Raw genomic sequence first — 21,237 nt, forward strand, 5'->3', positions numbered from 1 at the left:
GAGAACCCGACGGCCAGAGCGGCCGCAGCCACGGCTCTCGTACTGCCGGCAATGTGTCGCTTCACTGTCCGGCCCCCTTGCTCTTGGCCGGGGAGCCGTACACATCGCCGACGGCCGGCAGCGGCAGGGCGGGCAGCCCGCTCTGCTGCGAAGGCTGTACGGGCACGAGACCGGCGATCCCGCTGCCGGCTCCCCCGCTCGCACTGTTCAGCGCGGGATTCATGCTGAGCTCGTTGACGTTGCCGCGGCCGTCGATGGTGCGCCGTTCCGGGTCGTACGCATTGAGCAGGTTCCCGGCGGCGAGCGGCGCGGTGTCGAGCATCTCGGCGAGCGAGGCGCGCTGCTTGACGAGGGTCTCGGTGATCGGCCGCAGCTGGTCGATGTTCTTCTTCAGCGCGCCACGGTTCTTCTCGATGAACGCCTTGACCTGCCCGAGCGCCGAACCGAGCTCCTTGAGCGCGGCGCCCAGGTTCTCCTTGTCGTCGTCGAGGAACCCGGTGACGGTGGAGAGCTGCTCCTGTGCGTCCCGTACGTTGCCGTCGTTGTTCTTCAGCATCGTCGTGAAGGACTGCAGATAGGCGAGGGTGTCGAAGAGGTTCGCGCTGCTCTTGTCCAGGGTCTTGCTCGCCTTGCCGAACTGCTCGATCGAGTCCCCGATCGCCTTGCCGTTCCCGTTGAGGTTGGCGGCCCCGGTCTTGAGCAGATCGGCCAGTGCCCCTTGGGAGTTGGCACCCTTGGGGCCGAGCGCCGTGGCGAGCTTGGTGATGCTCGCGTACAGCTGGTCGACCTCCACGGGTGTCGCGTTGCGGTCGGCGGCGAGTGTGGCGTGGTCCTGGATCTCGGGCCCTCCGCTGTACGCGGGCGAGAGCTGTACGTACCGGTCGGCGACGACGCTCGGTGCGACGACCACCGCGTGCACATCCGCCGGCGCCTTCACCCCCTTGTCGAGGACGAGCACCACCTTCACCTCCTTCCCCTCCGGTCTGACCGATTCGACCTTGCCGACCTTCACTCCGAGGATCCGCAGGTCGGATCCGGCGTAGACGCCGGTCGCCTGCTCGAAGTAGGCGGTGATCCTGGTGCCGCCCGAGTCCTCGAAGGCAATGACCCCCGAGGTCGCCACGGCGGCGACGACGGCGAGCGAGGCGGTGATGGTCACGGCGCGTCTGGTGGTGTTCTTCACCGGGTGCCCCCCGACGTCAGCTTGGGCGACATGCATCCGGTGGCCGGAGGCGTGCCCTCGGGCAGGTAGTTCTTGGGTACGAGGCCGCAGATGTAGCTGTCGAACCAGCGGCCGTTCCCGAGCGTGTTGCCGACGAGCCGGTAGTAGGGCCCGGCGAGCGACAGCGCCTTGTCGAGGCTCTTGCGGTTCTTCAGGAGCACGGCGGTGACATTGCTGAGCGCGGTCAGCGTCGGCTGCAGCTGCTTGTCGTTGTCCGCGACCAGGCCCGAGAGCTGGGTGCCCAGATCCCTGGTTCCGGTGAGCAGCAGATGGATGGCGTCGCGTCGGTTCTTGATCTCCCCGAGCAGCAGATTGCCGTCCTTGAGCAGCGCTTCGAAGGCGGTGTTCTTGCCGGACAGCGTCTTCGTCAGCTGTTTGCTGCCCTTGAGCAGCTTCGCCAGCTCCGCATCGCGCTCGGAGACCGTCTTCGACAGGGCGGAGAGCCCGTCGGCCGCCGTCTTCACATCGGGCGGCGAGTCCTTGAAGGTCGCCGATATCGTCTCGAAGCTCTTGGCGAGCTGCGCGGTGTCGATCTCCCCGATGGTGTCGCTCAGCCCGTTGAAGGCCTGGGTGACGTCGTACGGAGAGGTGGTGCGGGTCAGCGGTATCCGGCTGGAGGGATCCTGCTTGCCGGTGCCGACCGGGTCCAGCGCCAGGTACTTGTCGCCCAGCAGTGTCTTGATGGCGATGGCCACGGTGCTGGAGTTCCCCACCCAGGCATCCTTGATCTTGAAGGTCACCTTCACCTTGGCGCCGTCGAGCCCGACCTCGGTCACCTTGCCGACCTTGACGCCGGCGATCCGGACCTCGTCACCGTCCTTGAGCCCCGCCGACTCGGTGAAGTCGGCGGTGTAGGCGGTCCCGCCCCCGATGATCGGCAGCGAGTCGGCCCGGTAGGCGGCGAGCCCGATCAGCGCGAGGACCAGCAGCCCGACGATGCTGACGGCGACCGGGTTTCTCTCCCGTACCGACTTCATCCTCATCATCCCTGGCACCTCGGCTCCGTGATCGCGATGCCGGTGGGCGGCTTGCTGCCGTCCGAGGTGGTCACGCCGGTCACCTTCGCCTCGCAGAGATAGAGGTTGAGCCATGATCCGTAACTGGCGAGCCGGGTGACGGCCTGCATCTTGGCAGGCGTCTTCTGGAGGAAGTTCTCCAGTTGCGGCGTGCTGTCGCCCAACCGCTTTGATACGCGGCCGAGTTCGGCGATGTCCTTCTTCAGCGGCTCCCTGCCGTCCTGCAGCAGTCCGGCCGTCGTGGTGGTCAGTCCCCCCATCGCGGTGATGGCCTCACCGAGCGGTTTACGGTCTCCGGAGAACCCGGTGACCAGCTGCTGCAGCGTCACCACGAGGTCGTTGAAGTTCGTCTCGCGGTCGTTGACGGTCGTCAGGACGGTGTTGAGGTTCTTGATGACCTCGCCGATGACCTTGTCCTTGCCCGCGACGGTGGTGGTCAGCGACCCCACGTGCTGCAGCAGGCTGTCGACCGTCCCGCCCTCGCCCTGGAGCACCTGCACGATGGACCCGGCGAGCTGGTTCATCTCGGTCGGGGCCAGCCCCTGGAAGAGCGGCTGGAATCCGTTGAAGAGCTGGGTCAGATCGAGTGCGGGAGTGGTGCGCGCCAGCGGGATGGTCGCCCCGGCCGCGAAGTGCTGCCCTACGGGCCCGCTCCCCTGGTCGAGGTCGACGTACCGCTGTCCGACCATGTTGAGGTACTTGATGGACGCGGTCACGGAGGCGGGCAGCTCCCGGCCCCGCTTCACCGCGAACCTCACTTCGGCGACCCGCCGGTCGGCGACCTTGATGGACTCGACCTGACCGACCTTCACCCCGGCGATGCGCACGCTGTCGCCCTCGAGCAGCCCGGTGGCGTCGGTGAACCGTGCCCTGTAGGAGACGGTGTCGCTGACGTCGGAGTTGGCGATGGACAGCCCCAGTACGGCAGTTGCCAAGGAGGTGACGATGACGAAGATGGAGGACTTGACGATCGGTCCGGTAAGGCTGCGGCGCTTCACTTGAGCTTCACCTCCGCACCGCGGAAGACAGGACCGGCCAGCAGGCTGCTCCAGTCGGGAAGAGCTGCAGGACGCACCTTGGCGCCCGGTGCGAGCAGCTCGTTGACGAGCTGGTTCTCCTGCGGCGAGTTGGGCAGGCCCAGGCTGTCGCTCCTGCTGGTGGCGGTCGCGGCCGTGGGCGCGGTCTTGCCGATGTACGGGACCGAGTAGCAGTGCGGTCCGCCGTTCGCGGTGTAGACGGGGGTGTCCTTCCCGGGGACGTACTTCCCGAGCGAGGGCACCGACACCAGGCTGACGTGCAGCCCCGGCTGCTTGGTCCCCTTGCCGAGCGCCTTGTCCATGGCGGGCACGAAGCCCGCGAGGGTGCGCAGGGTGCAGGGGAACTCGGGCGAGTACTTCGCGAGGAGCTCCAGCGTCGGGCGGCTGACGGAGGCGAGCCGGATGATGTTGTCCTGGTTCTGGCGCAGGAAGGCGGTGATGTCCTGCGCGGTCTTGGTGGTGGACCCGTAGAGCCCGGCCAGATCGGCCTGCTGCTGTACGAGGGTCGCGCTGGTGGTGGTGAAGTCGTTGAGCGCGGTGAGGATGTCGGGTGCGGCGTCCGCGTACACCTGGGTGACCTTGACCAGCTCCGCGATGTCCCGGTTGAGGGTGGGGAGTTGGGGGTTGAGCTTCTTCAGGTGTGCGTCGAGGGTCTCGAAGGTGTCGCCCAGCTGCTGCCCGCGCCCGGTCAGCGCGGTGGAGACCGCGGAGAGTGTCGCGGAGAGCTTCTCGGGCTTCACCGCGGTGAGCAGCGGCAGCACGTTGTCGAGCACCTGCTCCAGCTCGATGGCGTTGCGCGAGTGGTCCTGCGCGATGGTGTCCCCGGCCCTGAGCGGCTCGGCCGAGGCATGGGCGGGCGGTACGAGGGCGACGTACCGCTCCCCGAACAGCGTCGTCGGCAGCATCTGCGCGGTGACGTCGGAGGGGACCTGTCCGAGCTTGTCGGGCTGGATGGCGAGGGTGAGCCGCGCCCCGGTGCCGTCGGCACTGATGGACTCAACCTGGCCGATCACCACGCCGCGCAGCTTCACGTCGGCGTTGGGGTGCATCTCGTTGCCGACGGTGTCGGTGTCCACGCGGATGGTCGTGGAGCGGGTGAAGTCCTTCTGGTACACGGACACCGACAGCCACACCAGCAGCGCGGGCACGATGACGAACACCACTCCGGCACTCCGGCGCCGTACCGTCTGCGCGCTCATCCCGCCACCTTCACGGTCGTCGTCGCGCCCCAGATGGCCAGGGAGAGGAAGAAGTCGGTGACGCTGATGAGGACGATGGCGTTACGGACCGAGCGGCCGACCGCGACGCCGACGCCGGCCGGGCCGCCGGTGGCGCGGAAACCGTAGTAGCAGTGGGACAGGATCACCATCACGCTGAAGATCAGCACTTTGAGCACCGACAGGATCACGTCGTCGGGGGAGAGGAAGAGATTGAAGTAGTGGTCGTAGGTGCCCGCGGACTGGCCGTTGAACATGACGGTGACGATGCGCGAGGCGAGGTAGGAGCTGAGCAGCCCGATCGCGTACAGCGGGATGATCGCGACGACCCCGGCGATGATGCGGGTGGTGACGAGGTACGGCATCGACCGCACGCCCATCCCTTCGAGCGCGTCGATCTCCTCGTTGATGCGCATCGCGCCGAGCTGGGCGGTGAAACCGGCGCCGACGGTGGCCGAGAGGGCGAGTCCGGCGACGAGAGGCGCGATCTCGCGGGTGTTGAAGTACGCGGAGATGAAGCCGGTGAAGGCTGCGGTGCCGATCTGGTTGAGGGCGGCGTACCCCTGCAGCCCGACGACGGTGCCGGTGAAGAGGGTCATGCCGATCATCACGCCGATGGTGCCGCCGATGACGCCGAGGCCGCCGCTACCGAAGGCCACTTCGGCGAGGAGGCGCTGGACCTCTTTCATATATCGGCGCAGGGTGCGCGGGATCCAGATCAAGGCCCTCACATAGAAGGTGAGTTGGTCGCCTGATCGGTCGAGCCAGCCGAGCATGGACATCGGGTCAGCTCCCCTTCGCGGGGACGATCTGGAGATAGATCGCCGTGAGGACCATGTTCACGAAGAAGAGCATCATGAAGGTGATGACGACGGACTGGTTGACCGCGTCACCGACGCCCTTGGGGCCGCCGCGTGGGTTGAGCCCGCGGTAGGCGGCGACGATCCCGGCGAGGAAGCCGAAGATCAGCGCCTTGACCTCGCTGATGTAGAGGTCGGGAAGCTGGGCGAGCGAGGAGAAGCTGGAGAGGTACGCGCCCGGGGTGCCGCCCTGCATGATGACGTTGAAGAAGTAGCCCCCGAGCGTGCCGACGACGGACACCAGCCCGTTGAGCAGGAGGGCGACGAACATGGTGGCCAACACCCTCGGCACGACGAGCCGTTGAATGGGCGAGACCCCCATGACCTCCATGGCGTCGAGCTCTTCGCGAATCTTCCGCGAGGCGAGGTCGGCACAGATGGCGGAACCGCCGGCGCCGGAGATGAGCAGGGCCACGATGAGCGGGCTGGCCTGCTGGATGACGGCGAGCACGCTCGCCCCACCGGTGAAGGACTGGGCGCCGAGCTGCTGCGTCAGCGAACCCACCTGAAGCGCGATGACGGCCCCGAAGGGAATGGAGACCAGTGCCGCGGGCAGGATGGTGACGCTGGCGATGAACCAGAACTGCTCGATGAACTCCCGCATCTGGAAGGGGCGTCGGAAGATCGCACGGCTGACCGCGATCCCGAGCGCGAAGAGCTTCCCGGTCTCCCGCAGCGGGGCGAGTACGCGCAGTGGGGGCTTGACCCCCGAGTGCCCGGACCGGCTGCCGGCAGCGTTGGTCTCCGGCGGCTCGGCGGGCCGTACCGGTAACTGTGCGGTCACGACTGCACACCCCCGCCCGCGGGGGCCGCGTAACTCTTCATGATGGCCGTGCGTGCCGCCTCGGGCAGCTGGGACATCATCCCCAGGACCCGTTCGCGGCGCCGCATGACGGCCTGGCGCTCGGGGAGTCCGGGGGACGGCTCCAACTGCGGCTGGATCGCCCGTGGTTCATCGAGGTACGCGGCGCTGCCGTTGAGCTGCTCGGCGGCGAGGGTGGCCGCGTCCTTCTCCTCGGACATGGCGATGGGCCCTTCGCGCCGCCCGGCCAGGAACTGCGCGACGGCGGGCTCCCGGCTGGTGAGCAGTACCTCGCGGGGCCCGAAGGTGACGAGGTTCCTGCAGTACAGCATCCCCATGTTGTCGGGAACGGTGGCCGCGATGTCGAGATTGTGGGTGACGATCAGCATGGTCGCGTCGATCTGGGCATTGAGATCGATCAAGGTCTGCGACAGATAGGCGGTCCGTACCGGATCGAGCCCGGAGTCGGGCTCGTCGCAGAGGATGATCTGCGGATCGAGCACCAGCGCCCGCGCCAGCCCCGCCCTCTTGCGCATACCGCCCGATATCTCACCGGGCAGTTTGGCCTCGGCGCCGAGGAGCCCGACGACATCCATCCGCTCCATGACGATGCGGCGAATCTCCGACTCTTTCTTCTTGGTGTGCTCGCGCAGCGGGAAGGCGATGTTGTCGAAGAGTGTCATCGACCCGAAAAGCGCCCCGTCCTGGAACATCAGCCCGAAGAGCTTGCGGGTCTCATTGATGTCGCGCTCACGGCCGTTGACCATGTCGACCCCATTGATGAGGACGCGTCCGCGTTCCGGCTTGAGCAGCCCGATCAAGGACTTGAGGAACACGGTCTTGCCCGTACCGGAAGGACCGAGCATGACGCTGACTTCCCCGGCGGGGAGCGTGAGTGTCACGTCCTGCCAGATGTTCTGCCTGCCAAAGGACTTGGTAAGGCCTTCGACGACTACTTCGATTCCCATCTCACCTCCTGCATGCACTCACGTTGTGACAGAAGTGCACCGAGAGGCGCACGCTAGGTTCACAATCACCGCCAGGACAAGCCCTTGAACAGGGAATTCGACAAGATCCGAATTACTTGTCACCCGATGACAAGTCAGCCGGGGAACTTTGTCGAAAAGTGCGCACTGAGAGCCTGTTGTGCAGGTGGGACCCCGCGGCCCGGAGGGCCGGGACCGCGAGGCCCCACCTCGAGAGCTCCACCCGGAAGGAGGGATCGGGCCGGCGAGCTCTCCCGTAGGGAATCCCGCACGAAGGGGGCGTGGCGGGACTCCATGTCGGGCATGCGGGCAACCCCCGCCTCAGCTGCGGCAGTTACCCACCAGAGGGACGTTACGGCCGGGTAACCTGGCTCGCAATACCAGGTCTCCAAGTTTCCGCACACCGCTGACCAGCCATGTTTTTCTTGGCGTCGGCTGAGTACGCGGGCCTGAAAACTTATCGGCGAGTGATAAATCCCGGGCCGTTTCCGTGCGACGACCGGAACCGGCGGCAAACCGCTTTATCGATATAGGACAGCCTCGCCGGATCAGGCAGTATGGGACAGCTGGTGAAGTTTCCGGAAGAATGTCCGGATGTCCGCGACGAGCCGCTCGGGCTGTTCCATCGCGGCGAAGTGCCCGCCCTTCTCGTGCTCCGTCCACTGCACGATGTTGTTCGTCCGCTCCGCGATGTGCCGCATCGGGATGAAGTTCTCCTGCGGGAAGTCGGCCAGCGCGGTGGGCGTGGACGAGAGCTCGGGCGGGTTGCCCCAGTAGTCGGCATGGGCGCGCTCGTAATAGATACGGGCGGCGGAGCCGGCGGTGCCGGTCAGCCAGTACAGCATCACGTTGGTGAGGAGCTGGTCGCGGTCCACGGCATCCTCCGGCCGGTCCTTCGAGTCGGTCCACTCCTTGAACTTCTCGGCGATCCAGGCGAGTTGGCCGACGGGCGAGTCGGTCAGCCCGTACGCGAGGGTCTGCGGCCGGGTCGTCTGGATGTCGGCGTACCCCTGCCGCTCACGCGCCCACTCCTGGTAGCGGCGCCAGGAGGACAGCGCCCGCTCGCGCTCGGCCGGGCTCAGCGCGGCGAGCTCGTCGGTTCCGGGCTCCTCGGTGACCCCGGAACCGGGAATCAGATTGAGGTGTACGCCGATGACCTTGTCCGGGTGCGTACGCCCGAGCTCCCGCGAGATGGCGGAGCCCCAGTCACCGCCCTGGGCGCCGTACCGCTGATAGCCGAGCCGCTCCATGAGCTCCGCGAAGGCGGCGGCGACCCGGCGGAACTCCCAGCCGGTCTCGTACGTGGGCCCGGAGAAACCGAAGCCGGGGATGCTCGGCAGGACCAGATGGAAGGCGTCGGCCGGGTCGCCGCCATGGGCGCGCGGGTCGGTCAGCGGGCCCACGACCTCGGCGAACTCCACGATCGACCCCGGCCAGCCATGGGTCATGATCAGCGGAGTGGCGCCGGGCTCGGGCGAGCGGATGTGGGCGAAGTGGAGGTTGGCCCCGTCGATGGTGGTCGTGAACTGGGGCCATGAGTTGAGCTTGGCCTCGGCGGCCCGCCAGTCGTACGCGTGGCGCCAGTAGTGGGCCAGCTCCTGCAGATAGTCGCGCGGGATGCCGTACGCCCAGCCGACGCCGGGGAGCTGGTCGGGCCACCGTGTGCGGTCGAGGCGGTCGTCGAGGTCGTCCAGATCGGCTTGGGGGATGTTGATGCGGAAGGGCTGTACGCCCTCGGTGGTACTCGTCATGGCGAGTGACGCTAGATCGACTTGGCGGTGAACGCGAACGGGATACGCCTCGGCCCGGACCTGTCGGGCCGCGGCGATCGTACGGACGGCCCAACACCGCGATTTTGCGCACCGATTGACAAAGAGAGACGGCGCCCCACTCACCCCCGTACGAGAAATGACCCGAGGCGGACATTTATCAAACCTCGGCATTGTGCTCGCGTGTTTCCCGCCAGTAACGTCACGGTCCGGTGAATACGGAGGTGGAATCGGCCTCGCTCAGATCAATTCACCGTGCACGTTCCAGACCCGACAACTCCGGTGCACCGCTGTCACATCGATGGCCGCCGAATAGGGGAAGACATGAGACCTGTTTCCACCCGGGTAAGGGTGAGCGCGCTCGGCGCCTTCACCGCACTCTCCACCGTCATGGCCATGGGGACGGCGACCGCGCAGACACAGCTCAACGGCGTCTGGGGCTCGTTCACCCGATGCCCGGTCGACCACCCGACCATGCTCGCCGCCGACGGGATGACGGACACGGCACTCTGTGTGTCCTCGCACTCCGCCAGCGGTGTCATCAAGCTCGGGAACACCACGGTCCCGACCGGCGCCAGCGACCTGCAGATCGGTGTGGTCACCCACCCGGACGGCGGGTCCACCCTGGTGTCTCCCGCGGGCGGCGCCCTGGTGGCCGACTCGGCGACGCTTCCGGGCGGACTGCTCGGGCTCATGTGCCCGAGCAACGTCCCGGTGGTGAGCGGCGTCTGCAAGTCGATCACCAACGCGACCCTCAACAAGGTCACCGCGACCATCGAGTCCGTCAACTCGCCCAGCGACTTCCAGCTGCTGGCGGGAACCACGACCGGCGAGCCGATCGTGACCCTGCCGGTCAGGATCCATCTGCAGAACCCGCTCCTGGGCGACAAGTGCTACATCGGCTCCGCGGCCAAACCGATCGTGCTGAAGCCCCAGAACGTGACGCAGCCCGAGGCGAGCACGGAGGCGTTCGACGCCAACGGCACGTCCAACCCGGACGGCGTCATGGGCCGGATCAACCTCACGGGTGCGAACCAGGGCGACTCCACGTTCACGGTCCCCGGAGCGAGCGGCTGCGGCGCCGGGCTGCTCGACTGGGCGGTCAACCTGAAGACCGGCCTGCCGGCCGCGTCGGGCAAGAACAGCGTGGCTCTGAACGGCGCGTCGACCTACGTCGCCACCATCAACGACCCGAGTACCGTCGCGCCCGACCAGGGCAAGGCGCTCGCCCAGTACTGGCACTCCGCGGTGAAGTAGCCGCCGACCGCACACCGGTGGGGGCCGGCCCCTTGATCGAAGGGGCCGGCCCCCACCGGCATGTGCGCGCTGTGCCGGGCGCCGCTACGGCGCCTTCGGCAGCGAGGTGGGCAGTGCGGGGATCAACGGGGGGCATGGGGTGTTGTCCGGCTGGTCCTGCACACACGCGTTTCCCTGGTTCATGACGACGTGATTTCCGGGGCCGGAGATCTGGGCGGTGAAGAGGGAGTTCAGATTCTCGCCGCCTGTACCGCACCCGGAGAAAGAGGGAATGGTGACGTCACCCTCGAGAATTCCGCCCGCGAATACGTTGGGGTACCTGGCTCCTCCGTTGAGCACGACCTTGAACGGCCTGGAGGTGCCGCAGTTCTTTCCCACGTCGAGTGGTACGCCGTTGACTTTCACGTCGTACAGCCGAAGAGACTGTTTGAAATACGCCGTGGAGAAAACCCCGGCGTCGGCGTCGGCCCCGATGTTTCCCGTGGAGACGGTGATGGGCCCGTTCTCGAACCTGACCTTCGCGGAGACGGGCTCAAATCCGAACGCCAGGAACGTGGACTCCGCGTCGGGAAGGTCCAGTTGCCCCAGCGAGTCGAACCGCATGTAGTAACCCTCGTTGTTCTCGTCCGGTTCCCTAAACGCGGTGTGCATCATCGCCGCGATGCCGATCTGCACCGGTTTCTTCTGCGGGTCGTTGATGATCATCGCGCCGTTCAGCTTGCGCACATTCGCCAGCCCCACAGCGTAGGAGCACGTCTGCATTCCCGCGCCCACATCGTACTCAGTCGGGACCCGGCCATCGGGGAGCTTGGGCGCCGGGGGCGCTTCGCTGGCGTCGAGTTTTCCCTTGGGCAGGGGGGCCTTGCACAGTTTCTCCGCTGCGGTGACCGGTCCGTCCTGCGGTCCCAGCGCGATGCCCTTCCGCTGCTTCCCACCGGGGTCGTCCGAGGTCGGGGACCCCGTGGGCGACGAGCTCTCCGTGGCGCCCGGGACCGTCACCGTCGCGAAGCGGCCGCTCTCGCCCGCCGCGGGGTCACAGCTGAACGTGAGCCCGGCTCCCGGGTCCTTGTCTTCCGAGGCGACCAGCGGTTTCACTTCGACGGTGAGCCTGCCGGCCGTCAGGGCGACGACCCCCGGGGCGTTCACGGTCACGGTGGGGACCGCACCCTGGTGGGAGAGTTCAAGGTCGCCCTGCGGCGGGACCGGGGCGCCGGGCGCGGCCAGCCCGTTCCACTGCGCTTCTGCGGTGCGGCCGTTCTGGGCGACCTGGACGGCGAGGGTGGCCGTGCTCTGCACCACCGTCGTATCGGGGGGCAGCGCCGCACCGAGGCCGGAACGCGGCAGACTCATGCCGACCGTCACGGGCCCCGGGTCCATCGGTCTGCCGGCTTCCCCCGACTCGGGATAGGCTGCGGCGATCCTGACCGCGGCACGGACCGCCCCCGAGGGCAGCTTGCAGTCGTACTCGATCGTGACCGGGGCCGCGGTCCCTGCTTCTTTGTTGCCCTCGTCGGCAGCCGATCCACCTCCGGAGAGCAGTCCGGCGACCATCGCCGCCGCCGCTACCGAAGCCACCCGCACCGAACGGCTGTTGCGGCCCGCCGGGTACCTCACATCCACGCCCACTCCACTCTCTCCGATCGCTGTGCCGAGCACCCGCTGTGCCGAGCACCCGTACAGAACGGCCCGGAGCGACGGGCGGCATGAGCCGCGTTCGTCGCCCTGGACCCTGAAATGCCGGGCAGCTACGGTGTGGTGACCGACGGGTGTGTGCTCACCGCGTACGTGGCCTTGAGCTTGACCACGTCGCCGTTCTTGATGAGGTTGTAGCAGCTGGCGCTGGACGCGATCAGCGTTGTGCCGGTGCCCGGGAGCACGAGGTTGCCGGTGTCGTTCTCGTAATGAACCGGGATGGTGCCTGTCAAGTCGACGTCGCAGGCGGACCCCTTGATGTGGGCGGAGACACTGCTGATCTTGCCGTCGACCCACTGCGGGTTGGTGACATTGATCGCCGCGACGTCGATCTTCCAGGGTGTGACCTTCATCGTCATGGCGAAGTCGGTAGCGCCGATCTTGCAGGTGGTGAACTTGATGTTGTTGATGTTGCCTATGCCGTTGCCGGTGGCGCTGGTCGCCGCGAGGGTTCCCGCGGTCACGTCGGAGGACACGCAGGGGAAGGTGGCCGCTGGCACGGTCAGCGTCGGGTAGACAGCGTGGGCCGTGAAGGGGCCGGACGGCGCCACGTGCCAGGACAACGTCGCCGTGGCCGAGGCCGTGGTCGTGGTCAGGCCGATCGCTGCGCCAAGTACGCCGGTCACCAGGGCGGCTCTACGGGCGAACTCACGCATTATGCGTTTCCCTTCGTGGGGCATGGCTCCGGCCGAGGGATTCATATCCCCCAGAGAACTACAACTTCCGAGGGGTTCACCCGGTGGCGACGAGTCGACCGGCTCCCGCGCCGTCGACCGTCCCGCGCGGCGATGACGCTACGGACGGGTAACGTGGCCCGCAACAGGTCGCGCCGAAGAAAACGGAAACTTGGTTTCAGCAGCCCGCCTTCTGTCTCCGAGTGAGTAAACCGCCGGACTTTCTTATCAATGAGTGAGCAATCCCTCGGCGCACCGACCGCCCGTACCGAGCAGCGGTCCGGGGCGACGGGCGGCATTATTGGCCGCTTCCGTCGCCCCGGACCCGGAAGTACCCCGACAGCTACGGGGTGGTGATCGAGGGGTGGGTGCTCACCGCGTACGAGGCCTTGAACTTCGCCACGTTGCCGTTGCTGATGAGTCCGAGGCAGCTGGCGTTGGACGCGATCAGCGTCGTGCTGGTGCCCGGGAGGACGAGGTTTCCGGTGTTGTTCTCGTAGTGGCCGGCGACGGTACCAGTGAAGTCGGCGGTGCAGCCGACGCCCGCGATGTGGGCGGAGACGGCGCTGATCTGGCCGTCCACCCACTGCGGGTTGGTGGCGTTCACAGCCGAGACGTCGATCTTCCAGGGAGTGGTCTTCATCGTGACGTTGAAGCTGATGCCGGCGACCTTGCAGGTGGTGAAGGTGATGGTGTTGATGTTGCCTATGCCTGCGCCGGTGGCGCTGGTCGCGTTGAGGGTTCCCGCGGTCACGTCGGAGGAGGCACAGGTGAGGACCGCCGCCGGCACGGTCAGGGTCGGGCTGACGGCGTGGGCCGTGTAGGCGCCGGACGGGGTCGCGTGCCAGCTGACGGTGGTCGTGGCCGTTGCCGTGGTCGCGGTCAGGCCGATTGCTGCGCCGAGTACGCCGGTTACTAGGGCGGCTCTACGGGCGAACTTACGCATTATGCGTTTCCCTTCGTGGGGTATTGCTCCGGCTGAGGGATTCATATCCCCCAGAGAACTACAACTTCCGAGGGGTTCACCCGGTGGTGACGAGTCGACCGGCTCCCGCGCTGTCGTCCGTCCCACCGTGCGGCGATGACGCTACGGACGGGTAACGTGGCCCGCAATAGGTCGCGTCGAAGAAAACCCAAACTTGCTTTCAGCAGCCCGCTTTCTGTCTCCGAGTGAGTGGTCGGCCGCAGATTCTTGTCACCGAGTGAGTACATCCGAGGCGTCCGGATCATGCCCGTACGGGTACGGCGGTACGGTGCGACAGCGGATACCGCGCAGGTCCCGTCCGAGTGCGCCGGGCTCATGGGTGCGCACTCCATGACAGAGGAATCCCGGAAGTCACTCATCTGTTGCCAAAAATTGCCAGGTGCCCGCCACCGGCCCGCGGGTCTATTCCTGACGCCGCTCCCGGTCACCCTCCGCGCCGGTGGACGAGCGAGCGGATCCCGCCAACTTCGGCGCGGCTTCCATGGGGCCCGACGGCGCCGGCCGCTTTTCTTGTCACCGCATGACAATTGGCGATACGCAGCTCGTCACCGTTTACGCATGTCCGCTTCCGGCCGGAACACCATGGCCGGATACATGCCCCATACGCGACGTCCTGTCACAACCGTGTCCATCAGCACCAGCGTGGTCTATGTTCAGCAGCCAAGTCGGTGCGCACCTGACGGCCGCTGGGAGCGCTCTCCCGTCGGCCCACCCCCCACCGGGCGCCGGAGAGCAAGGGGTCTGAATCATGCCGGGAGTCGCACAACCCTCGGACATCGATGAACCGCTGGGACCGCTGCCTCAGGAGTTCGCCGCGGTCATGCGGCCCGAACTGCCCAGCCTGATCAAGGAGATCGGGCTGGAGGTCACGCGCGCCTATCCCGAGTACGCACGCCTTCTCGAAGGCCCGTACGGGCAAGGAATCCGCGTCGGCGTCGAGCAGTCCATCTCCGTCTTCGTGGACCAGGTGGCCGAGCCCACCTCCTCCTCCACCCTGCGCGACGAGATGTGCCGCCGCTTCGGGCGGTTCGAGGCGTACGAGGGCCGGAGCCTGGAGGAGCTCCACGGGGCGTACAGGCTCGGCGCCCGCGTCGCCCTGCGCCGCGCGAAGAAGGTCGGCCGGCGCTACAACCTCTCCCCCACCCTGATGCTCACCTTCGCCGACGCGCTCCTCACCTACGTGGACGAACTCGAATCCCTTTCCCGCGAAGGGTACTTGGAGGTCAAGACAGCCGACGGGGACCACACGGACACCGTGCGCCGGCGGCTGCTCCATCTGATCCTCGCCGGGTCGCCCGTGCCGCGCACCGCCATCGCCGAACTGGCGGAGCAGACGGGGTGGGAGCTTCCGGAGCAGGTCACACTGATCTCTTTACGCTTTCCCGCGGGGGTTCCGCAGGTCAATCTGGACAACGATGTCCTTGCCGACCTCGCCGAACCACAGCCCCACCTCCTCTTCCCCGGGCCCTTCGACGAGCGAAGACAGCTGATGCTGGAGGCCGCCTTCCCCGGTGTGCACGCGGCTATCAGCCTCTCCGTCCCCCTCACGGGCGCGTCGGACGCGCTGCGCTGGGCGCGGCAGGTGCTCGACCTCATCGAGAGCGGCATCATCGACGACGCCCCCACGGTCCGCTGCGAGGACCATATGGTCACCCTCTGGCTGCTGACCGACCCGCCGCTCCTCGCCCAGCTCGCCCAGCGCGAGCTGGCCCCCGTGGCCGACCTCACCCCCAGCCGTCGCGACCGTCTCGTGGAGACCCTGCACGCCTGGCTGGCGACGCGCGGGACCGCTGCCCAGATCGGTGCGCACCTGAGTGTGCACGCGCAGACGGTGCGCTACCGTATGCGCGCCCTGGAGGACATCTTCGGCGAGCAACTCGACGATCCTGACCGGCGATTCGCGACGGAGATCGTGCTGCGCGCACTGGAACTCGAAGAGCGGCGCAAGCAGACCTGAGAGCCGTCTTCAGGTCTGGGTCGTAGCGGCGCGGCGACCCCTCCGGCGCCTGCTCGTCCCACGAGTCGGGCTGACGGTCGAATGCGACGCAGCCCAGTCGTTCATAGAGCGCCCGGGCCCGTAGGTTGCTCTCCTCCCTACCGAGCCCGGCCTGCCACAGAGCGCCGACACCCTCCGGTCCGCATCGGCGCCGACCACATGGGACACAACGGTACGGCGGCGCCCTCGCCCCCCAACGGCAATTCGGCTCTTGCCCGTACGCGCGTGCGCCCATAACCTGACTCCAGAGTAAGATTACTCAAGAGTAAGGAACCGGCTGTGGCAGACCATTCCATCGACGACCTGGCCGCCCTGGACTTCTCCGCGGTCTCGCCGCAGGAGTTCGCGAAGATCATCAAGGGGCTCTCGGCGCAGCAGATCAAGGACATCGCCCACGGCGAGCTGCGCACACGCGTACTGGCGGAGATCTTCGGCCGGATGGAGCGTCAGTTCCGCCCGGAGGCCGCGGGGTCGCTCAACGCCGTCATCCGCTGGAAGGTCACCGGCGAGACGGAAGCTGTCTACGAGACGGCGATCGCGGACGGCGCCTGCACGGTCACGGCGGGCCGCTCGGAGACGGAGCCGCGCCTGACGCTGGTGATGGGCGACGCGGACTTCCTCAAGCTGGTCTCGGGCAACGGCAATCCCGTGACGATGTTCATGATGCGCAAGCTCAAGATCGCGGGCGATGTGGGCCTGGCATCGGGCCTCACCCGGTACTTCGACATCCCCAAGGCCTGAGGAGGGACCCGGGACATGAGCGGCTTCTCTCTCGAACTCACCGAAGAACAACGGGACTTGAAGGAGTGGATCCACGGCTTCGCGGCGGACGTGGTCCGCCCGGCGGCATCCGAGTGGGACGAACGCGAGGAGACCCCCTGGCCCGTCATCCAGGAGGCGGCCAAGATCGGCCTGTACGGATTCGAGTCCCTGGCCGATATGTACGGCGACCCGAGCGGACTCTCCCTCCAGATCGCCAACGAAGAGCTCTTCTGGGGCGACGCCGGCATCGGTATGGCCCTCTTCGGTACGTCGCTCGCGGTCGCCGGGATCTTCTCCTCGGGCACGCCCGACCAATTGGCGGAGTGGGTCCCCCAGTGCTTCGGCGACGAGACCGACCCGAAGCTGGCGGCCTTCTGCGTCTCCGAACCCCAGGCGGGCTCGGACGTCTCCTCCCTCCGTACGCGCGCACGCTACGACGAAGCGAAGGACGAGTGGGTGATCAACGGCCAGAAGGCGTGGATCACCAACGGCGGCATAGCCAACGTCCATGTGGTCGTCGCCTCGGTCGACGCCGAGCTGGGAGCGCGCGGCCAGGCGGCCTTCATCGTGCCGCCTGCCACCCCCGGTCTGGCAGGCAACCGCAAGATCAAGAAGCTGGGCCTGCGCGCCTCGCACACGGCGGACGTGTTCCTGGACGACGTCCGGGTCCCCGGCCACTGCCTGCTCGGCGGAAAGGAGAAACTGGACCGCCGTCTGGCCAGAGCCCGTGAGGGCGGCCGCGCCAAGGGGCAGGCAGCGATGGCGACCTTCGAGGTCAGCCGCCCGACGGTGGGCGCGCAGGCGCTGGGCATCGCGCGGGCCGCGTACGAATACGCCCTCGACTACGCGGGCGACCGTGAGGCCTTCGGCCGCCCCGTCATCGAGAACCAGTCGATCGCCTTCGCCCTGGCGGACATGCGTACGGAGATCGAGTCGGTACGCCTGCTGATCTGGCAGGCGGCCTGGATGGCGCGCAATGACAAGACCTTCGATGCGGGCCAGGGCTCGATGTCGAAGCTCCGGGCCGGCGAACTGGCCGTCTCCGCAACGGAGAAGGCGGTCCAGATCCTCGGCGGTGCGGGATACAGCAGGGAGCACCCGGTGGAGCGGTGGTACCGCGACGCGAAGATCTACACCATCTTCGAGGGCACCAGCGAGATCCAGCGCCTGGTCATCGCCCGCGCGATCTCCGGTCGTCACATCCGCTGAGCCCGGCCGCTCCGGGAGCGGCTGATACGGTACCCGGCCATGGGCGAGCTGCTATTGATCAGACACGGTGAGACCGCGTGGAGCCGCACCGGTCAGTACGCGGGCAGGACCGATGTCCCGATGACAGAGGCCGGGCGAGCCGCCGCCCGCAGGCTGGCTCCTGTGTTCGCGCCCAGGGACGTGGTCGCCGCCTTGACGAGCCCGGCCGGCCGCGCGGTGCAGACCGCGGGCCTGATCGGACTCACCGGCCTGCGCGCCGATCCCGACCTGTGGGAGTGGGACTACGGCGGCTACGAGGGTTTGACGGCAGAGCAGATCTCGGCTGCCCGGCCCGGCTGGAACCTCTGGCGCGACGGCGTCGTCCCCGGCGATGCCGGGCACCCCGGCGAGAGCGTCGCCGAGGTCGGGGCGCGGGTGGACGCCGTACTGGACCGGGTCAGGCCGCTGCTGGCCGACGGGGATGTGGCGCTGGTCCTGCACGGTCACCTGCAACGGGTGCTCGCCGCCCGGTGGCTGGGACTGCCGCCCGAGGCCGGGCGGCTGCTCCGGCACCCGGGCACCGGGACGCTCAGCTCGCTCGGCACCGAGCACGACGAACCGGTGATCGGCACCTGGAACGTACCCGCCGGAGCCTGATGACCCTCACTAGGGCGGTGGCGTCTCACGGGCGATGCGTTTCTCCTCGCGCCGCTGAGCCCTGCGGCGCAGGAATCGCCGGATGCGCCGTATCAGGAAGAACAGCACCAGCAGGCCGAGTACGAGCAGCACCGCCGCGATGATCGCGGCCGCCTGCGGATGGAACATCGCGAACGTCACGACTCCGCCGACCCCGAGGTCCTCGGCGCTGCTCATGGCGAAGTTCGAGAACGGCTCGGGCGACGTATTGATCGCCATACGGGTCCCGGCCTTGACGGTGTGACTCGCCAGCGCGGTGGTTCCGCCGACCGCGCCCGCCGCCAGGTCGGAGAGCGACCCGCTCTGCCCGGCGAGCAGCGCTCCGACGACCGCACCCGAGACCGGCCTGATCACGGTGTGCACGGTGTCCCAGGCCGAGTCCACGTAGGGGATCTTGTCGGCGACGGCCTCGCACAGGAAGAGCACTCCGGCCACGATCAGGACGTCCGGCCGCTGCAGCGACTCGGGGACCTCGTCGGTCAGCCCGGTCGCGCCGAAGATGCCGAGCAGCAGGACCACGGCGTACGCGTTGATCCCGCTGGCCCAGCCGCTGGTGAAGACCAGGGGAAGTACGGACACGGGCAAGAGCGTAACCACGGGGCGGCTCTCCGCGCCTGGCGACCGCGGCAGGCTGCCTAAACGAGGCAGCGCTCAGCGGGGTCCTCGCCGAGCGGGCCCGGAAAGCCGGCTGACCCTGGTGGCGTCAGGACATGAAGGTCAGCGTGTCCCAGTCGTCCTGGGTGAGCATGACCTGGAGATGGGTCCTGGTCAGGATCGTGATGGGTTTCTCCCTGATCACCTGGAACGACGCACCCGGCCTGATGCCGTAGGTCTCGAACATCTGCAGCCTGTTCGGGTCGTCGGTCGACACCGCCCCGATCGTGTAGTGACCCTCGGCCGGGGGCGGGGTGTCCGGCGTCATGCCGCCTCGTACCGGTGCGCCCGTCCGCCGCGCCACTCCACCCACATGCGGTCGTCCAGGACCAGTTCGGCGTCCTCGATCCCCGCACGCCGCAGGAACTCGGTGACATCCCTGTCGCTGTGTGCGAGACCCAGGATCTGGCCCTGCGCGGTGACACGGCGGCCGCCGGACGGGCTGGGCGGGTGGACGATTATCGGCGCACTCATGACTCCAGACTGCGACGCACCGCCCGCTCCCGCACCCCGCGCGGCGCGGTCAGGGGCGGTAGACCTTGCCCGGTTCCGGCTTCGACGGGGCGATCAGTTCGGAGACCGTGACGATCGTGTAGCCGCGCTTGCGCAGCTCGGCGATGATCCCGGGAACCGCCGGGATCGTGCCCTTGTAGCGGTCGTGCAGCAGGATGATGCCGTCGCGCTTGGTCTGGTCGAGTACCCGCTTCGTGATGAGCGCGGTGTCTGTCGTCTCGTAGTCCTTGGCCGTGACGCTCCACAGGATCTGCGCGAGGCCCATCTCGCGCATGATCTTCGAGACGTCGTCGTCGGTACGGCCCTGCGGCGGACGCATCAGTGTGGGCTTCTTGCCCGTCAGCTTCTCGATGGGGTCCTGGACGCGGGAGAGTTCCTCACGTACCTGGGCCGGCTTGATGTCCGTGAGGACCGCGTGCGACCAGGTGTGGTTCGCTATCTCGTTCCCGTCGGCCGCCATACGGCGGACCGTCTCGGGGTACGTGTCGACATGCCCCTTGCCCTGCAGGAAGAAGGTGGCGTGCTGCTTCTCCTTCTTCAGGATGTCGAGGAGCTTCGGGGTGGGCGCGCTGGGACCGCCGTCGAAAGTGAGTGCGACACACTTCGCCTTCCGGCAGTCGACCGCCCCCGCCGCGACCTTCTTGTCCTCCGGTGCGCCGTCCCTCGCGCTGCGCGGCGATGTGACCCCGTGCAGGGAGCTGCAACTGGTCAGTGCCGCAGCCAGGAAGGCGGCCGTCAACAGCCCGGCCAGGGGTTTCAGTCGGACCTTGGACAGGTGGTGCGGCACAGCGGTTCCCCCTGGGTGGGTATGACGGGTCGAAGGGCCGACGAAGATGCGGAGGCCCAGCATCCAGAAACTATACACAGCGCGTACAGTTGCGATTCGAACAGGTCGGCACGCCGATTCGCCGATGTCACGTTCTGCCGCCGCCACTTGTCCTCTGGGTATCCACACGATCCACGGAGGACACCATGAAGGTTCTGCTGGCAGGCGGAAGCGGCATCCTGGGCACGCTCGCCACCGAGGCCCTCACCGCCGACGGCCACACGGTCACCCGGCTCGGGCGCGGGGCGGCCAATGACGTACGGGCCGACCTGCTCGACCGCGACGCGGTGCTGCGGGCCGTGGACGGGTACAGCTTCGACGCCGTGGTGCACGCCGCCACCGCCCTGGCGGGCAAGTCCTTCACCCGCCACCGGGACATGCACGGCACCAACGTCCTCCGCACCACCGGCACCACGCATCTCCTCGACGCCGCACGCGCGACCGGGGCACGGCGCTTCGTGGCCGAGTCGATGATGTTCGGGTACGGGTACGGGGACCACGGCGTCGAGCCGCTGACCGAGTCGGGCACCCCCTTCGGCCCCCAGGGCACCGACGCCGCACTGGAGCAGCATGTCGGCGCCATGCGCACCCTGGAGGAGCTGACGCTGGGCTCGGACGGGATCGAGGGGATCTGTCTCCGCTTCGGGATGTTCTACGGCGCCGGGGTGACCGACGCCCACATGGTGCCGCTGCTGCGCAAGCGCGGCCTGCCCGTCGTCGAAGGTCACGGGCGGGCGCTGTCCTTCGTCGAGGTCGGGGACGCCGCCCGGGCGGTCGTCGCCGCCGTGCGCACCGACCGCGCCGGGCGGGCGTACAACATCGCCGACGACACCCCGGTCAGCTTTGCCGCACACACCCGGGCGACCGCCGAGGCCTTCGGCGCCCCGCGCCCCATGACCGTCCCGCGGTGGGTGCTGCGGGCCGCCCCGCTCGCCCGCACGATCATGGGCAGCCAGCTGCGCCTGGACAACACCAGGGCCGGGGCCGAGCTGGGCTGGAAGCCGACCCGGGCGAGCAGCATCGAGGGGATCAAGGCCCTTGCCGAGAGCGGTGGTTCGCCGGCGGCATGATCACGGCTGCGCCCG

The 21,237-nt window shown here is 67.8% G+C and carries 21 protein-coding genes and 1 pseudogene; 6 read left to right on the forward strand and 16 right to left on the reverse strand.

Going from position 1 to position 21,237, the window contains the following annotated elements:
* Positions 1-61: 61 nt before the first annotated feature.
* The 8 genes from J0695_RS13050 to J0695_RS13085 all read right to left on the reverse strand — a co-directional run bounded on the left by J0695_RS13050 (position 62) and on the right by J0695_RS13085 (position 8,891).
* Positions 62-1,183: an MCE family protein gene (locus J0695_RS13050; RefSeq protein WP_307798594.1), complete on the reverse strand. Its 1,122-nt coding sequence runs from the start codon at positions 1,181-1,183 to the stop codon at positions 62-64.
* Positions 1,180-2,205, reverse strand: a complete 1,026-nt coding sequence (locus J0695_RS13055) for an MCE family protein (RefSeq protein ID WP_206962189.1) — start codon at positions 2,203-2,205, stop codon at positions 1,180-1,182. The genes J0695_RS13050 and J0695_RS13055 overlap by 4 nt, the downstream gene beginning before the upstream one ends.
* Entirely contained in the window at positions 2,205-3,236 is a 1,032-nt protein-coding gene (locus J0695_RS13060) for an MCE family protein (protein WP_206962165.1), read from the reverse strand. The genes J0695_RS13055 and J0695_RS13060 overlap by 1 nt, the downstream gene beginning before the upstream one ends.
* Positions 3,233-4,474 (reverse strand): MCE family protein, encoded by a 1,242-nt coding sequence (locus tag J0695_RS13065; protein ID WP_206962166.1) that lies wholly within the window; start codon positions 4,472-4,474, stop codon positions 3,233-3,235. The genes J0695_RS13060 and J0695_RS13065 overlap by 4 nt, the downstream gene beginning before the upstream one ends.
* Positions 4,471-5,274: an MlaE family ABC transporter permease gene (locus J0695_RS13070; RefSeq protein ID WP_206962167.1), complete on the reverse strand. Its 804-nt coding sequence runs from the start codon at positions 5,272-5,274 to the stop codon at positions 4,471-4,473. The genes J0695_RS13065 and J0695_RS13070 overlap by 4 nt, the downstream gene beginning before the upstream one ends.
* A gap of 4 nt (positions 5,275-5,278) precedes the next feature.
* On the reverse strand, positions 5,279-6,136 hold the full coding sequence (locus J0695_RS13075; protein ID WP_206962168.1) for an MlaE family ABC transporter permease: 858 nt from the start codon (positions 6,134-6,136) through the stop codon (positions 5,279-5,281).
* On the reverse strand, positions 6,133-7,122 hold the full coding sequence (locus tag J0695_RS13080; RefSeq protein WP_206962169.1) for an ABC transporter ATP-binding protein: 990 nt from the start codon (positions 7,120-7,122) through the stop codon (positions 6,133-6,135). Before J0695_RS13080 ends, J0695_RS13075 begins: the two co-directional genes overlap by 4 nt.
* 566 nt (positions 7,123-7,688) lie before the next feature.
* Entirely contained in the window at positions 7,689-8,891 is a 1,203-nt protein-coding gene (locus J0695_RS13085; protein WP_206962170.1) for an epoxide hydrolase family protein, read from the reverse strand.
* Positions 8,892-9,233: 342 nt separating this feature from the next.
* On the opposite strand from J0695_RS13085, the gene J0695_RS13090 reads away from it, so the two are divergent.
* Entirely contained in the window at positions 9,234-10,166 is a 933-nt protein-coding gene (locus J0695_RS13090) for a hypothetical protein (protein WP_206962171.1), read from the forward strand.
* An 84-nt stretch (positions 10,167-10,250) separates the two neighbouring features.
* On the opposite strand, the gene J0695_RS13095 is transcribed toward J0695_RS13090, so the two are convergent.
* From J0695_RS13095 to J0695_RS43835, 3 genes are all read right to left on the reverse strand, one after another.
* Positions 10,251-11,786 carry a DUF6801 domain-containing protein gene (locus J0695_RS13095; RefSeq protein WP_206962172.1) on the reverse strand — a complete coding sequence of 512 codons (1,536 nt, stop codon included), beginning with the start codon at positions 11,784-11,786 and terminating at the stop codon, positions 10,251-10,253.
* Between the two features lie 125 nt (positions 11,787-11,911).
* A complete protein-coding gene (locus tag J0695_RS13100) occupies positions 11,912-12,514 on the reverse strand; it encodes a hypothetical protein (RefSeq protein ID WP_206962173.1) in 603 nt (200 codons plus the stop codon).
* A 361-nt stretch (positions 12,515-12,875) separates the two neighbouring features.
* Complete coding sequence (locus J0695_RS43835) at positions 12,876-13,478, reverse strand: hypothetical protein (RefSeq protein ID WP_242552589.1); 603 nt, start codon at positions 13,476-13,478, stop codon at positions 12,876-12,878.
* Between the two features lie 787 nt (positions 13,479-14,265).
* Between J0695_RS43835 and J0695_RS13110 the strand changes: the two genes are divergently transcribed.
* Positions 14,266-15,474 carry a PucR family transcriptional regulator gene (locus J0695_RS13110; RefSeq protein WP_206962174.1) on the forward strand — a complete coding sequence of 403 codons (1,209 nt, stop codon included), beginning with the start codon at positions 14,266-14,268 and terminating at the stop codon, positions 15,472-15,474.
* Between the two features lie 19 nt (positions 15,475-15,493).
* On the opposite strand, the pseudogene J0695_RS45630 reads toward J0695_RS13110, so the two are convergent.
* A pseudogene (locus J0695_RS45630) lies at positions 15,494-15,634 on the reverse strand (GNAT family N-acetyltransferase); the annotation flags it as partial.
* 158 nt (positions 15,635-15,792) lie between these two features.
* On the opposite strand from J0695_RS45630, the gene J0695_RS13115 reads away from it, so the two are divergent.
* The 3 genes from J0695_RS13115 to J0695_RS13125 are packed head-to-tail and all read left to right on the forward strand — an operon-like array spanning position 15,793 to position 18,120.
* Positions 15,793-16,254, forward strand: coding sequence for an SCP2 sterol-binding domain-containing protein (locus J0695_RS13115; protein ID WP_206962175.1), 462 nt, complete (start codon positions 15,793-15,795; stop codon positions 16,252-16,254).
* 15 nt (positions 16,255-16,269) lie between these two features.
* The gene (locus tag J0695_RS13120; RefSeq protein ID WP_206962176.1) at positions 16,270-17,484 is read left to right on the forward strand and encodes an acyl-CoA dehydrogenase family protein; all 1,215 of its coding nucleotides are present in this window, start codon (positions 16,270-16,272) and stop codon (positions 17,482-17,484) included.
* 39 nt (positions 17,485-17,523) lie between these two features.
* Entirely contained in the window at positions 17,524-18,120 is a 597-nt protein-coding gene (locus J0695_RS13125) for a histidine phosphatase family protein (protein WP_206962177.1), read from the forward strand.
* A 9-nt stretch (positions 18,121-18,129) separates the two neighbouring features.
* Here the strand turns inward: J0695_RS13125 and J0695_RS13130 are convergent, their stop codons facing one another.
* From J0695_RS13130 to J0695_RS13145, 4 genes are all read right to left on the reverse strand, one after another.
* Complete coding sequence (locus tag J0695_RS13130) at positions 18,130-18,738, reverse strand: DUF4126 domain-containing protein (protein ID WP_206962178.1); 609 nt, start codon at positions 18,736-18,738, stop codon at positions 18,130-18,132.
* 124 nt (positions 18,739-18,862) lie between these two features.
* Positions 18,863-19,081 (reverse strand): hypothetical protein, encoded by a 219-nt coding sequence (locus J0695_RS13135; protein WP_206962179.1) that lies wholly within the window; start codon positions 19,079-19,081, stop codon positions 18,863-18,865.
* Complete coding sequence (locus J0695_RS13140; RefSeq protein WP_206962180.1) at positions 19,078-19,287, reverse strand: hypothetical protein; 210 nt, start codon at positions 19,285-19,287, stop codon at positions 19,078-19,080. The genes J0695_RS13135 and J0695_RS13140 overlap by 4 nt, the downstream gene beginning before the upstream one ends.
* A 49-nt stretch (positions 19,288-19,336) precedes the next feature.
* Positions 19,337-20,176 carry a polysaccharide deacetylase family protein gene (locus tag J0695_RS13145; protein WP_206962181.1) on the reverse strand — a complete coding sequence of 280 codons (840 nt, stop codon included), beginning with the start codon at positions 20,174-20,176 and terminating at the stop codon, positions 19,337-19,339.
* A gap of 122 nt (positions 20,177-20,298) precedes the next feature.
* On the opposite strand from J0695_RS13145, the gene J0695_RS13150 reads away from it, so the two are divergent.
* Positions 20,299-21,222, forward strand: coding sequence for an NAD-dependent epimerase/dehydratase family protein (locus tag J0695_RS13150; RefSeq protein WP_206962182.1), 924 nt, complete (start codon positions 20,299-20,301; stop codon positions 21,220-21,222).
* Positions 21,223-21,237 lie beyond the last annotated feature (15 nt).

It is taken from the genome of Streptomyces beijiangensis (genome assembly GCF_017315755.1).
GTDB classification, from domain to species: domain Bacteria; phylum Actinomycetota; class Actinomycetes; order Streptomycetales; family Streptomycetaceae; genus Streptomyces; species Streptomyces beijiangensis.